General features: G+C 38.6%; 12 protein-coding genes. All 12 read left to right on the forward strand.

Annotated features, from left to right (window positions below; all coding sequences use genetic code 11):
• The first annotated feature begins 148 nt into the window (after positions 1-148).
• The 12 genes from AC1Q6O_RS04180 to mutS all read left to right on the forward strand — a co-directional run bounded on the left by AC1Q6O_RS04180 (position 149) and on the right by mutS (position 13,587).
• Complete coding sequence (locus AC1Q6O_RS04180; protein ID WP_089985374.1) at positions 149-1,237, forward strand: ABC transporter substrate-binding protein; 1,089 nt, start codon at positions 149-151, stop codon at positions 1,235-1,237.
• Positions 1,227-2,063, forward strand: a complete 837-nt coding sequence (locus tag AC1Q6O_RS04185; protein ID WP_008178898.1) for an alkaline phosphatase family protein — start codon at positions 1,227-1,229, stop codon at positions 2,061-2,063. The genes AC1Q6O_RS04180 and AC1Q6O_RS04185 overlap by 11 nt, the downstream gene beginning before the upstream one ends.
• Before the next feature lie 74 nt (positions 2,064-2,137).
• Complete coding sequence (locus AC1Q6O_RS04190; RefSeq protein ID WP_492400920.1) at positions 2,138-2,983, forward strand: ABC transporter permease; 846 nt, start codon at positions 2,138-2,140, stop codon at positions 2,981-2,983.
• Complete coding sequence (locus tag AC1Q6O_RS04195; RefSeq protein ID WP_043990538.1) at positions 2,980-3,765, forward strand: ABC transporter permease; 786 nt, start codon at positions 2,980-2,982, stop codon at positions 3,763-3,765. Before AC1Q6O_RS04190 ends, AC1Q6O_RS04195 begins: the two co-directional genes overlap by 4 nt.
• The gene (locus AC1Q6O_RS04200; RefSeq protein ID WP_008178894.1) at positions 3,762-4,763 is read left to right on the forward strand and encodes an ABC transporter ATP-binding protein; all 1,002 of its coding nucleotides are present in this window, start codon (positions 3,762-3,764) and stop codon (positions 4,761-4,763) included. Before AC1Q6O_RS04195 ends, AC1Q6O_RS04200 begins: the two co-directional genes overlap by 4 nt.
• Entirely contained in the window at positions 4,760-5,542 is a 783-nt protein-coding gene (locus tag AC1Q6O_RS04205) for a DeoR/GlpR family DNA-binding transcription regulator (RefSeq protein WP_089985376.1), read from the forward strand. The genes AC1Q6O_RS04200 and AC1Q6O_RS04205 overlap by 4 nt, the downstream gene beginning before the upstream one ends.
• Complete coding sequence (locus tag AC1Q6O_RS04210) at positions 5,542-6,552, forward strand: histidinol phosphate phosphatase domain-containing protein (protein WP_089985377.1); 1,011 nt, start codon at positions 5,542-5,544, stop codon at positions 6,550-6,552. Before AC1Q6O_RS04205 ends, AC1Q6O_RS04210 begins: the two co-directional genes overlap by 1 nt.
• 78 nt (positions 6,553-6,630) lie before the next feature.
• Entirely contained in the window at positions 6,631-7,935 is a 1,305-nt protein-coding gene (locus AC1Q6O_RS04215; RefSeq protein WP_089985547.1) for a carboxylate--amine ligase, read from the forward strand.
• A 182-nt stretch (positions 7,936-8,117) separates the two neighbouring features.
• A complete protein-coding gene (miaB, locus tag AC1Q6O_RS04220; protein WP_008178889.1) occupies positions 8,118-9,662 on the forward strand; it encodes a tRNA (N6-isopentenyl adenosine(37)-C2)-methylthiotransferase MiaB in 1,545 nt (514 codons plus the stop codon).
• Positions 9,663-10,100 carry a YlbF/YmcA family competence regulator gene (locus AC1Q6O_RS04225; protein ID WP_008178888.1) on the forward strand — a complete coding sequence of 146 codons (438 nt, stop codon included), beginning with the start codon at positions 9,663-9,665 and terminating at the stop codon, positions 10,098-10,100.
• Positions 10,101-10,232: 132 nt separating this feature from the next.
• Positions 10,233-10,889, forward strand: a complete 657-nt coding sequence (gene cotE, locus AC1Q6O_RS04230) for an outer spore coat protein CotE (RefSeq protein ID WP_225316246.1) — start codon at positions 10,233-10,235, stop codon at positions 10,887-10,889.
• Positions 10,890-11,016: 127 nt separating this feature from the next.
• Positions 11,017-13,587, forward strand: a complete 2,571-nt coding sequence (mutS, locus tag AC1Q6O_RS04235; RefSeq protein WP_089985379.1) for a DNA mismatch repair protein MutS — start codon at positions 11,017-11,019, stop codon at positions 13,585-13,587.
• Positions 13,588-13,590 lie beyond the last annotated feature (3 nt).

Raw genomic sequence — 13,590 nt, forward strand, 5'->3', positions numbered from 1 at the left:
ATCATTCTATTCATTCATAGATATTTATAATTTCTCAATAATTTTTACTAAATATTTTAACGACCTCCATACTTGCTTAATGTTTGTTTTATACCATTACAGGTGTAAGCAAATAAAAATAAACAAAAACAAATGGAGGGTCCAACACATGGCAATTCAAAAGTTGTGGAAAAAAGGCTTAATTGGTGCACTAGCTATTTCCATGTTGGCAGCTTGTTCAGACAGTTCATCAGGTGCAAACGAGGTAAATGAAGATGTAACGCTTGAAGAAATTACGACAAAAGCAAAGGAAGAGGGAACTGTCAATTCAGTTGGTATGCCTGATACATGGGCGAACTGGGTGGAAACTTGGGAGGAGCTAGGAACTGAATATAGCATTAAACACAATGATACAGATATGTCGAGTGCTGAAGAGCTAGCGAAGTTTGAAGCGGAGAAAGATGATGCTACAGCAGATATCGGTGATGTAGGGATTGCTTTTGGTCCAATTGCCAAGGACAAGGGTCTAACGTTACCATACAAAACTTCTTACTGGGATGAGATACCTAATTGGGCTAAAGACGATGAAGGCCATTGGATAGTAGGCTATACTGGAACTATTTCATTTTTAACAGATAAAAATAATGTAAAAGATGCCCCTAAATCGTGGGAGGATTTAAAAAATGGCGATTATACAGTCAGCATTGGGGATGCATTAACAGCTAACCAAGCACAGTTTGCTATTTTAGCAGCTGCTATGGCATTTGGTGGGGATGAATCCAATATTCAACCTGGGATTGATTTTTTTGCTGAGTTAGCGAAGCAAGGTAGATTACAGGGTGATCCATCGGTCGCAAACTTAGAAAAAGGAGAAATTGATGTCGCGATCTTATGGGATTTCAATGCCTTAGGCTATCGTCACCAAATTGATGAGGACCGTTTTGAGGTAGTGATACCAAATGAGGGATCTGTTACTTCAGGCTATGCAACGATCATTAACAAGTATGCGAAAAACCCACATGCGGCCATGCTAGCACGTGAATATATTTTATCTGATGCAGGTCAAGAAAATTTAGCAAAAGGCTATGCAAGACCAATTCGAGATAAAGTAGACCTACCACAGGATGTTAAAGATTTATTATTACCAGCTGATATGTATAACAATGCTCAGCCAGTAAACGATCAAAAGCAATGGGAAGAAACAACGAAGCAAATTCCACAATTATTTCAGGAGCAGGTGTTAATCCATGCAAAATAAGAAACTAGTTCTTATTGTCGTTGATGCACTACGCTTTGATACTGCTTGTAGCCATATGGGATTTTTACACCATTTAGTAGAGCGAAAGGTAGCAGCGCGCTATAAAATTTGTTCGGAGGTTCCAGCGTTATCCCGACCATTGTATGAAACTATTTTAACAGGGACACCCCCCATCGTTCATGGTGTCACAAGCAATATGACCGTCCGTTTATCGACTCAAAAAAGTGTCTTTCATGTTGCGAAGGAACACGGATTGACTACTGCAGCCTCAGCCTATTATTGGGTAAGCGAACTTTATAACAGAGCACCATTTAACCATATGGCTGACAGAATTCAATTGGATACATCCTTACCAATTGACAATGGATTGTTCTATTTTGAGGATCATTATCCGGATAGTCATGTATTTGCAGATGCAGCGTGGCTAATGGATGAAAAGCAGCCTGATTTCCTTTATATTCATCCGATGAATGTTGATGATGATGGTCATAAATTCACTGCGGATTCCGCACAATATCGCAATCGTGTTTTAGCGATGGATGCCTTATTATCATTATTCATCCCAAAATGTATGGCGCAAGGGTATGAGGTCATTGTTACAGCGGATCATGGCATGACGAGTGATGGCAATCATGGAGGAACAACGGATGAGGATCGATATGTTCCACTGTTTGTGATAGCCGATTCTATCAAGGCAGGGATAAATGAGGGTGTCGTTTCACAATTACAAATTGCACCACTATGCTGTCATTTATTGAATATGGAGCCTACTGATGAGATGGTGCCACTTTTGCTTGAAGGTGTGTATGCAGCAAAAGAGGTTTAACTAATAATAGTCGCTCCTATTAGACTGACTGGAGCGACTATTATCCCCTTGAGCAGCAGTAATTATAGAAAGAAGTGATTGTGTTGATATCGAAGCGGCAATCCATTGCCTGGCTTTCTCCTTTTCTAGTATTACTATTATTATTTTTCCTTGTCCCTTTATTGTATATGCTCATAACTAGCTTTCAAAATAGTGATGGCTTTACGCTGGCACAATACAAGGCAGTTTTTACAAACGGCTATATTCTACAGGGGTTTAAAAATAGTATTACCTTATCCGTCATTTCAGCTATTATCGCGTTAATGGTTACATTGTTCGCGGTCTATGCCATGATGAAGTTTTCTGAGCCAGTAAGGGAGAAAATTTTAATACTAACAAATTTAACATCTAATTTTTCGGGTATTCCGTTAGCGTTTGCTTTTATCGTGTTACTTGGCAACAGTGGTTTATTTACACTGTTATTTGAAAAATGGGATATTGATGCACTGTCATCATTTTCACTTTATAGTTGGGGTGGTCTTTTATTAATTTATATTTACTTTCAGCTTCCGCTATCGCTTATGCTATTATATCCGATTTATGATGGAATCCAGCAGCAGTGGAAGGAGGCAGCTGCACTTTTAGGGGCATCCAGTTGGCAGTTTTGGATGAAAATTAGTTTACCAGTTATGCTACCAGGGATTGTCGGAACTTTTAGCGTGTTATTTGCTAATGCTATGGGGGCGTATGCCTCTGCCTATGCGCTGACGAGCAGTAATTATAACTTAGTGGCGATTCGTATTGGCTCATTAATTAAGGGTGATATCTTTGCCCAACCAGAGCTAGCAAGTGCGATAGCGGTCATTTTAGCCGTATCCATGGTAACAGCTATGTTAATTAGTGAGTGGAGCATCTCAAAAACAAGGAGGAAACTTAAATGAAGAAGAGGGGCTTGGCCGATTTATTTTTCCTCCTATTAGTTGGGTATCTTATATTGCCCGTTCTAGCAACGATGCTCTATGCTTTTGCATCAAAATGGAATAAAACGATATTACCTGAAGGATTTACATTAAAATGGTTTACCGCATTGTTTCAGGATAGTGATTTTATTCAAGCATTTGGACGTTCAGTATTATTAGCAGGAGGTGCTGTTAGTATTGCGCTCCTTGTTATTGTGCCAGCCATCTTCGTTATTGTCTTGTACTTTCCTACGTATGAAAAGTGGATACAGATGGCCGTTGTCATGGTTTATTCTTTTCCAGGAATCATTTTAGCGGTAGGACTTATCCGCGTTTATAGTCAAATAGGGATACCGATGATTTTCGTTGTTTTAGGGGCCTATGTTGTTGGCATTCTACCTTATATCTATCAGGGCACACGAAATAGTTTGCGAAATATAGATGCAAGGCAACTTCTTGATGCAGCTCAATTGCTTGGCGCCTCTAAAAGGCAAGCATTCACAAAAATTTTACTGCCTACAGTTTATCCCGGCTTATTTGCAGGTGCGCTGTTATCTTTCTCTGTTTTATTTGGCGAATTTGTCTTAATTAATCTTGTTGTGGGCTCTCGCTTTGAAACCGTTCAAATTTATTTAATGAAAAAACTGAGTACAAGTGGACATATTGCTAGTGCAGTAGTTTTCATTTATATCGTGCTGATGGGTTTATTAACATTTGTCATTGCAATAGTAACGAAACGATCGAAAGGTGCTACAAATCTATGAGTTATCTTGTTATTGAAGGGCTTCATAAAAACTATGGGTCATCAACTGTTTTATCGAATATTAATATGAAAATTGACAAAGGTGAATTTATTACTTTATTAGGACCGAGTGGCTGTGGAAAAAGTACGATTCTTCGTATTGTTGCAGGCTTAACGGATGCAACGGCAGGCAAAATTTCCATTGAAGGCAAAGATATGAATGGTGTACAGCCGAAGGATCGTCAAGTGGGGATGGTTTTTCAATCCTATGCACTTTTCCCGAATATGACCGTGCAAGAAAATGTCGCCTTTGGTTTGCGTATGCAAAAAGAGAATTCAGTTGAGCTAGAACAGCGCGTTCAAGACATGTTGGAGCTTGTTCATTTAAGCGAAAAAGCGCACGCTTATCCGAAAGAACTATCGGGAGGTCAACAACAACGTGTTGCACTAGCGCGAGCGTTAATTGTCCGACCTAAAGTATTGTTATTAGACGAGCCACTTAGTGCGCTAGATGCTCAAATACGTAAGAAGCTTCAGGCAGATTTACGGGCCATTCAACGGAAGCTCAATATGACGATGATTTTAGTAACGCATGATCAGGAAGAGGCCATGGCTGTTTCAGATAGAATATTTGTAATGAATAATGGCAGTATTGCGCAAAGTGGGACACCAACTGAGATTTATACAAGACCTGATAATGAATTTATTGCTAATTTTATTGGGCATTATAATGTTTTTTCTCGACAGGTTTTACAGCAAATGCTCGGAGAACCTTTACCAGAGCCACACCGTAAATTTGCGATTCGTCCTGAAGCTTTGCATTTCGATAAAAGAAATGGTGATCTGTGTTTAACAGGAATAGCGAAACAATCGTTAATGAGTGGCAATATCATTCGAACAATGTTTGAGGGGGAGGTCTTATTTACAATCGAGCAGCTGCATCAACAGGGCTATTCAATTGAAATGGGAGCAACCTATAAGTGTTATGTCGCAAAAGAAGATGTGATTGCATTATCATGACTTACGCAAAACTAGAAAGATTCGAATTCATATTAAAACAATTAGAGTGGGAAGGGAAAATTATTGTTGCGAATATTGCTGATGCGCTTCAAGTAGCTCCTGAAACAATACGAAGAGACTTTGATGAATTAGAGCAACAGCGTTTGTTAACAAGAGTGCATGGTGGGGCTATTAAATATACGAACGTACGCAATGAGCCTGCCTTTTTGCGTAAGCTACAAATGCAGAAAGAGGCTAAGCGTCAAATTGCTCGTATGGCCGCAAAACGGATTAGCGATGGAGATACGATAGCAATTGATACGGGGACGACAACGGTTCATATTGCAGATTTTCTACTAGCTGTTGACGATATAACAGTTGTTACAAACTCGATTGCAGCAGCTGTCCAGTTTAATTTAGCTATAGAGGAAAGACGCATGACTGGGAAGGTTATTTTACTAGGTGGTACCGCGAATCCGCGACAATCCTCTGTCGCAGGAGCTATGACTTTGGAAATGTTAGATAATATGAATTTTGATAAAGCATTTATTTCATGTGGTGGCATTAGTGATGGTGTTGTTTACGATTATGATTTAGATGAATCTCTCATTTCAAAAAAAATGCAAAAGCATAGTAAGGTCAATTATTTATTAGCGGATGCATCGAAAATGAATGGAAAATCATTTTTTCAAATTTGTCATCTTGAAGAATGTACGGAAATTTTTTGTGAAAATACCTGTCCATTAGAATGGCAGGCTTATGAAGAAAAATGGACGGTATGTAATGGAGGGAAAAGTTGATGACAATTGATTATCATGTACATTTAGAAGAGGGGCCTTATTCATCGCGCTGGCTAGAGCGTACATCACAGGCGCTTGAGTTCTTTCAACATGTGGATGCTACTGCACAGGGTTCAAAGGAGCAGATGACCTTTCAACTACAGAGGTTAACAAAGAGGGTTCAAAATGGCTGCTATAGTGAGGAATGGTTGGATTTATATCTTCAGCAAGCAAAGCAGCTTGGTTTACGAGAGATTGGCATTGTTGATCACTTATATCGTTTTAAGGAGACGCGTGCTTATTTCGAGCGCTTTATGAAATTGGACGATAGTAAGATTGGTCAATTACAGCGATATTGGCTAGATCGTGTCATGACAGAAAATATCGATACTTTTGTCTCTACCATTCAGCAGGCGAAGGAAAAATGGCACCGAGAAGGCATTGCCTTGAAGCTAGGTATAGAGGCAGATTATTTTATAGGTGGGGAAATGGAGCTAACTTCATTATTAGCCGAACATCCGTGGGATTATGTAATCGGTTCAGTCCATTTTGTAGATGGCTGGGGCTTTGATAATCCCCAAACAGAATATCTATTTAAGCAAATGAGTCCGCAAGCATTACAAGAAAACTATGAGCGATTTTTTATGACTGTTGAAAACATGATTCAGTCCAAACTATTTGATTTTGTGGCCCATCTTGACAACTTTAAAGTATTTAATTATCAGGTAGAGGATCAGGCATTTCTAAAAGTTTGGTATGAACGTATCGCACAAGCTTTAACGTCAACTGAAACTGCCACGGAGATCAATGCCGGGTTGTATTATCGTTATCCTGTAAAAGAAATGTGCCCTGGCCCTCGCTTTTTACAAACCTTACTTGACTATGGGGTTATTTTTACAGTTTCCTCAGATGCCCATTTCCCTGATGATTTAGGAAAGCATACATTTGCCAATACAGACTTGCTAAAGAGCCATGGGGTTCAATCCATCGTCTCTTTTGAACAACGCATTAAAAAATTTATAGAAATATAGATACGGGAGAAGGCACTAAAGTTTTTATATTAGTGTCTTTTATTTGTGCTACATATGTCCAATCTAGTTCGCATACAAATGAATAAATTCATTTTTACTAGAGAGGTGATCCAATTGTCATACCTACATGTACAACCATTTTTGCCTATTGTTATACAATCAGGACAGCATGCCTACGGGGTAGCTCGTTCATTTTATGAGGCCTATACTATTAAGAGCCTTGTCATCGAGCCAGCTAGAAAGCGGGGGAATTTCCAATCATTTTTCTCCAGTGGTACGCGGGGAATCGCTACGCAAAATAGTCGTATCCTTGACTTTCGATATGTAGAGAATTTAGATGACCCTAACCATTTTGTACAAGCGCTGTTGACGCTGGCAAAGCAGTTTCAGCATCAACGATTGATATTATTAGTTTGCGACTGCTTCTACGCAGAGCTGATCATTAAAAATAAAGAGCAGCTAAAAAAATATTTTATTTTACCCTATATCGACCAAGTTTTGCTCAAGAAGGTTCAAACAAAGGAAAAATTTTATCAACTTTGTGACTTGTATAAGTTAAAATACCCCCAAACAGTGACTGTAACAAAGGAACAACAGACAAACTGCTTCATACCATTCCAATACCCAATCATTATTAAACCTTCCAATTCTGTGGCGTACTCTAGCTGCTCCTTTCCTGAGAAGAAAAAAATTTATCTAGTCCATAATGACAGTGAGATGCAACAGATTGTTCGCAGTATTTATAGCTCAAGCTATCAGGACACTTTAATTTTACAAGAGTTTATCCCCGGTGATGATTCGTTCATTCGCGTATTAGACGTCTATGTAGGGAGAGATAAAAAAGTGAAATTGATGTGTTTAAGCAATAAGCTTTTTGAGGACTCCTCCCCGCAAAACAAAGGTATCTCTTTAGCTGTCATGATCGATTATGATGAGCAATTGATGGATACAATCCGGCATCTGTTAGAGGACATCGGTTATACGGGTTTTGCCAATTTTGATATGAAATATGATCCGCGTGATGGGGAGTATAAGTTATTTGAGCTCAATTTACGAGCCGGTTCTTCCAGCTATTATGTAACAGCGAGCGGCCATAACTTCATGCAATATGTAGTGGATGATTATTTATTACACATCCCGCTTGAACGAACATATGTCCAAACTAAGCATTTGTGGTCACTACTGCCTCCAAAAACTTTATATAAATGTATGGGAAATGAAAAATTAAAAATTGAAGCCAAACGATTAGTGAAACAAGGCCGATATACAAATGCTTTATTTTATAAAGAGGATATGAGTATGAAGCGTTGGGTCAAGCTGAAATTATACAATGGATACTTATATATAAAGCATAGGAAGTATTTTATTGATCGTAACGTTTAGCTCTCTTATTAGATAAGATAAAACTTGAAATTGGACGGATTTATCCTTTCAGCTACTTGTAATTAAGTCGAAACCACGACATTTGAAGCGCAAGCCTTGTAGGAAGTATCAACTATTCAGTATAATAGTAAGATGGAAATTCAAGTGCATGGATTTCGTTTGAAAGGAGTTACCTGATTGCGATGAATGAGGAACAACGCTTAGCTAATCAACAGGTCAATCAACCAAAAAAAGAAGACAAGCCTGAAAAGGATTACAGTAAATATTTTGAGAAGGTCTTTACGGCACCTTCCTTAAAAGATGCTAAAAAACGTGGTAAAGAAGATGTGAAATACCATAAGGATTTTAGCATTGATGATCAATTTGCAGGAATGGGTAAAGATCGTACTTTCTACATTCGTACTTATGGCTGCCAAATGAATGAGCATGACACAGAAGTAATGGCTGGTATTTTTATGCAGTTGGGTTACACACCAACTGAAATAATTGAAGAGGCTGACGTCGTCTTGCTGAATACATGTGCCATTCGAGAAAATGCAGAAAACAAAGTATTTGGAGAACTTGGTTTCCTGTTGAAATATAAACGAAAAAACCCAGAGATGCTAATCGGGGTTTGTGGCTGTATGTCGCAAGAGGAATCGGTTGTAAATAAAATTTTAAGAAGCTATCCACATGTCGATATGGTTTTTGGAACGCATAATATTCACCGCCTTCCAAACATTCTTAAAGAAGCGTATATGTCGAAAGAAATGGTCGTAGAAGTTTGGTCTAAAGAAGGCGATGTGATTGAAAATCTGCCGAAGAAACGTCTTGGTTCCATTAAAGCATGGGTTAATATTATGTATGGTTGCGATAAATTCTGTACGTATTGTATCGTACCGTATACACGTGGAAAAGAGCGTAGTCGTCGTCCAGAGGAGATCATTGCTGAGGTCCGAGAGCTAGCGGCAGCGGGCTATCAGGAGATTATGTTGCTTGGTCAAAATGTCAACGCTTACGGAAAAGACTTTGAGGATATCGAATATCGTCTTGGGGATTTAATGGATGCTTTAAGAAAAATTGATATTCCACGAATTCGTTTTACAACGAGTCACCCTCGAGATTTCGATGATCAACTAATCGAAGTACTTGCAAAACGTGGTAATTTAGTAGAACATATTCATTTGCCAGTACAATCTGGCTCTAATGACATTTTAAAAATTATGGCTCGTAAATATACACGTGAGCATTTCCTGACATTAGTAGAAAAAATTAAAGCTGCAATTCCTGAAGTAACATTAACGACAGATATTATCGTTGGCTACCCAAACGAAACGGAGGAACAATTTGAGGAAACGCTTTCCCTATACCGTGAAGTTGGCTTTGAGGCAGCATTTACGTATATCTATTCTCCTCGTGAAGGGACTCCGGCTGCAAAAATGGTCGATAATGTACCTGAAGAGGTGAAAAAGGAACGACTTCAACGTTTAAATGAAGTGGTGGGTGAGTATTCACGCAAAGCCTTAGAGCGTTTAAATGGTGAGGTTGTCGAAGTATTAGTTGAAGGAACAAGTAAACGACGAGATGATGTGCTAGCAGGCTATACGCGAAAAAATCGTCTGGTTAACTTTAAAGCACCAGCAGAAGTAATTGGTCAATTAGTAAAAGTTAAAATTATAGAGACTACATCTTATTCACTTACTGGTGAGTTTTTGGAAGTCGTAAAAAATGAAAAGGTGGAAGCGTAAATGACACAAATCTTATTCACAAAAGAAGATTTAATTAAAAAATCACATGAAATTGCACATATGATTGCAAATACACCAGAGGTTGAATTTTTCAAAAAGGCAGAAGCTCAAATCAATGAAAATCAACAAGTACGTGAACGAATCGCAAGTTTAAAAAGTTTACAAAAACAAGCGGTTAATTTCCAACACTTAGGAAAAGAAAAAGCGCTAAAAATGATAGAAGATAAAATTGCTAAAATCGAAGAAGAAATTAATGACATCCCAGTTGTTCAACAATTTAAAGAATCGCAAGGCGATGTAAATGATTTATTGCAATTAGTATCAAATACGATCGCTAATAATGTAACAAATGAAATTATCCGCTCAACAGGTGGCGATGTGCTACGTGGTGAAACGGGTTCATATGTAGACAATTCTCAACCAGGTAGCTGTTCTTAACAGATTATAGAAGTAAAGCTCGAATGACAGCATTCGAGCTTTTTTATGTTTATTTCTATGGGGGAATGCTCTCGCTATAGCAGTCATCTTTCGAAAAGAGTTGTGGAGGAATCATTTAATTCTCTAAAATATATGTTCACCCAATGGGCGCTACCTGCATATGATGGAGTGAAAAGAGTCGAAGGAGGAATTGCGCTGAAACGTTTACGACAAATCGTGACGAAAGCAGTAGTTGCCAAAGGGAAGAAGAGAACGGAAGAGCGTGTAACATTATCACCAACAAATAAACCGACAAGTATTTTAGGATGCTGGGTAATTAACCATACTTGCTCTGCTAAAAGAGTCGGGAAATTTGTAGAAGTAACAGGGAAATTTGATGTCAATGTATGGTATGCCTATAGTAATCATTCAAAGACAGCTGTGTTTTCGGAAACAATTCACTATAAAGACAAAGTGAAGCTTCACTATCGAGAAGGGGAAATTAGCGTTGGTGATGATGTTCGTGTACGGGTAATACAAGAACCGAATTGTATTGAAGCAGTAATTTCTTCATGTGGGACGAAATTTGAAATTGTAGTAGAACGTGAAGTGGTTGTGGAAGTAATGGGTGAAACAACAATTTGTATTAGTGTACATCCGCTAGATTATGAAGAAGACTGGAGCCTTAATGATGAGAGTTCATCATCATCGTCCTCATCTAGCTCAAGCTCAAGCTCATCGTCAAGCTCTGATGGAGAAGGTAGGTATGTATTAGAGTCATCATCGTTTCCTGATGAACGACCAAGATAATCTTAGAAACCATTATTTTTCGATACATGCGAAACGCTAGCATCTTAAAAAAGGTGAATGAAGCGTTTCGCATGTATCTTTTGTTATAATAAAACTATCTATAGGTAAGAGCGAGGTAAATATTTATATGACAACATATACACCAATGATGCAACAGTATCTACAGGTTAAAGAAGATTACAAGGATGCCTTTTTATTTTTTAGATTAGGTGACTTTTATGAAATGTTTTTTGAGGATGCCATTAATGCCTCACAAATTCTAGAAATTACGTTAACGAGCCGGGATGCTGGCGCAAAAGAACGAATTCCAATGTGTGGTGTGCCGCATCATTCGGCTAAAAATTATATTGAAACACTTGTGCAAAAAGGCTATAAAGTGGCTATTTGTGAACAAACAGAAGATCCAAAGCAAGCAAAAGGCGTGGTCAAACGTGAAGTCGTTCAACTCATCACACCCGGTACAATTATGGAAGGTAAGACACTTGAAGGGAAATCCAATCATTTTATTGGAGCAGCCGAACAACTGGATGACACAACATTTGGCTATGCATATCTAGATTTATCAACAGGTGAAGCCGTGGCTTCGTCCATTGAAGGCGATGGCAAAGCATTATTAATGCAAATGCAGGCCTATGGTATTCGGGAACTTATTGTAACGGATGGTTTACAGTTATTGTTAGCAGAACATGCTGCAAATGCCGCCATTGTACTGTCAGTGGAAACCGATGAAATGACGGTGGATAAAGCAGCTAGCTATGTAGAAGCTGTTCCATCAGCCCTACAAATTTCATGCCTTCGATTATTGGCCTATATAGATAAAACACAAATGCGTTCGTTATCACATATTCAAGCATTTACGTTTAATGAAATGAAACATTATTTACGCATTGATTCTAGCTCAAAGCGAAATTTAGAGCTCATTCAATCCATTCGCGGTGGAGATCAAAAAGGGACACTGTTATGGTTGCTCGATGATACCGTCACAGCAATGGGTGGCCGTAAATTAAAACAATGGCTCCATCAGCCGCTTGCCACACGCTCAGCTATTGAGTCTAGACTAGCGATTGTGACTGATTTATTAGAAGAATATTTTGTTCGAACAGAGTTACAAACTGCCTTAAAACAGGTATATGATTTAGAGCGGCTAGCTGGTCGCGTTGCTTTTGGCAATGTAGGTGGCCGTGATTTAGCGCAATTACGTGATTCGTTGCGCCAAGTGCCAGCTATTCAGCAGCAGTTATTAGGTGCGGGTAAGGAGACACTTCAACAACTAGGGGCAGCTCTCGATACATGTACAGCTGTTGAGGAGCTTTTAGCAAATGCTATAACGGATAATCCGCCAATTACCATTAAAGAAGGGGATGTGATTCGAGATGGCTATCATGAACGATTAGACGAGCTTCGATATGCCGCTCGCAATGGTAAGGATTGGATTGCTCAGCTCGAGCAAGAAGAGCGTTTGAAAACAGGCATTAAAAACTTAAAAATTGGCTATAATCGCATCTTTGGTTATTATATTGAAATTACAAAATCGAATATCCATTTAGCGGATTTAACTCGTTATGAGCGCAAACAGACGCTAGCTAATGCAGAGCGCTATATTACACAGGAATTAAAAGAAAAAGAAGCATTGGTTTTAAATGCTGAAGAAGAAAGCCTTACACTAGAGTACAACCTATTTGTAGAAATTCGAGATGCATTAAAGGAATTTATTCCACGTGTACAAGCACTGGCAGCAAGTATAAGTGAGTTAGATGTTTTGCTAAGCTTTGCGAGCATCTCAGAAAAATATCGTTTTACAAAACCACAATTCCATAATGGACGAGCGCTTGAAATCATTGAAGGTCGCCATCCTGTTGTAGAAAAAATGTTGAATAAGCAAATGTATGTACCAAACGATTGTGTGCTAGAAGAACAGAATAATATGATGCTTATTACTGGGCCGAATATGTCTGGTAAAAGTACCTATATGCGTCAGGTAGCATTAATTGTTGTCATGGCACAAATGGGCTGCTATGTACCTGCTGAAAAGGCGAAGCTACCTATTACTGACCAAATTTTCACTCGCATCGGTGCAGCTGATGATTTAGCAGCAGGGCAATCTACATTTATGGTAGAAATGCTTGAATCTCAACACGCCATTATGCATGCTACAAAAAACAGTTTAATGTTATTTGATGAAATAGGTCGTGGTACCTCTACTTATGATGGGATGAGTTTAGCTCAATCCATGATGGAATATATTCATGACAAAATCGGTGCTAATACGTTGTTTTCTACGCATTATCATGAATTAACAGCTCTTGAAAAGGATTTACCACGCTTACAAAATGTACATGTCGCAGCGACCGAAAAAAATGGCATGGTTGTGTTCCTGCATAAGGTGAAAAAAGGTGCTGCTGATAAATCATATGGTATTCATGTGGCACAATTAGCGCAATTACCAGAAGAAATTTTGGCAAGAGCACGTGTGCTATTGGAAAACTTTGAGGCTGGGAACGAAGTAGTGGCTGAAACACAGAAAATAGTAGAACCGCCACTGCAAATGTCCTTATTTACTGAAGAAGAGCCAATTGCACCAGCTGGGGCAGAGGTGTTAAAAAAATTAGAGAAAGTTAATATTTTAGGAACTTCACCGATGCAGGCAATGAATATTTTATATGAGTTACAGCAAGAGTTATTAAACATGAAAAAATAAAGG

Source organism: Lysinibacillus sp. GW823-FHT06C08 (genome assembly GCF_058795135.1).

Bases quoted from the DNA above. Each gene is read 5' to 3' on its own strand.
- AC1Q6O_RS04180 (WP_089985374.1), top strand. From the start codon at position 149: ATGGCAATTCAAAAGTTGTGGAAAAAAGGCTTAATTGGTGCACTAGCT.
- AC1Q6O_RS04185 (WP_008178898.1), top strand. From the start codon at position 1,227: ATGCAAAATAAGAAACTAGTTCTTATTGTCGTTGATGCACTACGCTTT.
- AC1Q6O_RS04195 (WP_043990538.1), top strand. From the start codon at position 2,980: ATGAAGAAGAGGGGCTTGGCCGATTTATTTTTCCTCCTATTAGTTGGG.
- AC1Q6O_RS04200 (WP_008178894.1), top strand. From the start codon at position 3,762: ATGAGTTATCTTGTTATTGAAGGGCTTCATAAAAACTATGGGTCATCA.
- AC1Q6O_RS04205 (WP_089985376.1), top strand. From the start codon at position 4,760: ATGACTTACGCAAAACTAGAAAGATTCGAATTCATATTAAAACAATTA.
- AC1Q6O_RS04210 (WP_089985377.1), top strand. From the start codon at position 5,542: ATGACAATTGATTATCATGTACATTTAGAAGAGGGGCCTTATTCATCG.
- AC1Q6O_RS04215 (WP_089985547.1), top strand. From the start codon at position 6,631: ATGAATAAATTCATTTTTACTAGAGAGGTGATCCAATTGTCATACCTA.
- miaB (WP_008178889.1), top strand. From the start codon at position 8,118: ATGAATGAGGAACAACGCTTAGCTAATCAACAGGTCAATCAACCAAAA.
- AC1Q6O_RS04225 (WP_008178888.1), top strand. From the start codon at position 9,663: ATGACACAAATCTTATTCACAAAAGAAGATTTAATTAAAAAATCACAT.
- cotE (WP_225316246.1), top strand. From the start codon at position 10,233: ATGTTCACCCAATGGGCGCTACCTGCATATGATGGAGTGAAAAGAGTC.
- mutS (WP_089985379.1), top strand. From the start codon at position 11,017: ATGACAACATATACACCAATGATGCAACAGTATCTACAGGTTAAAGAA.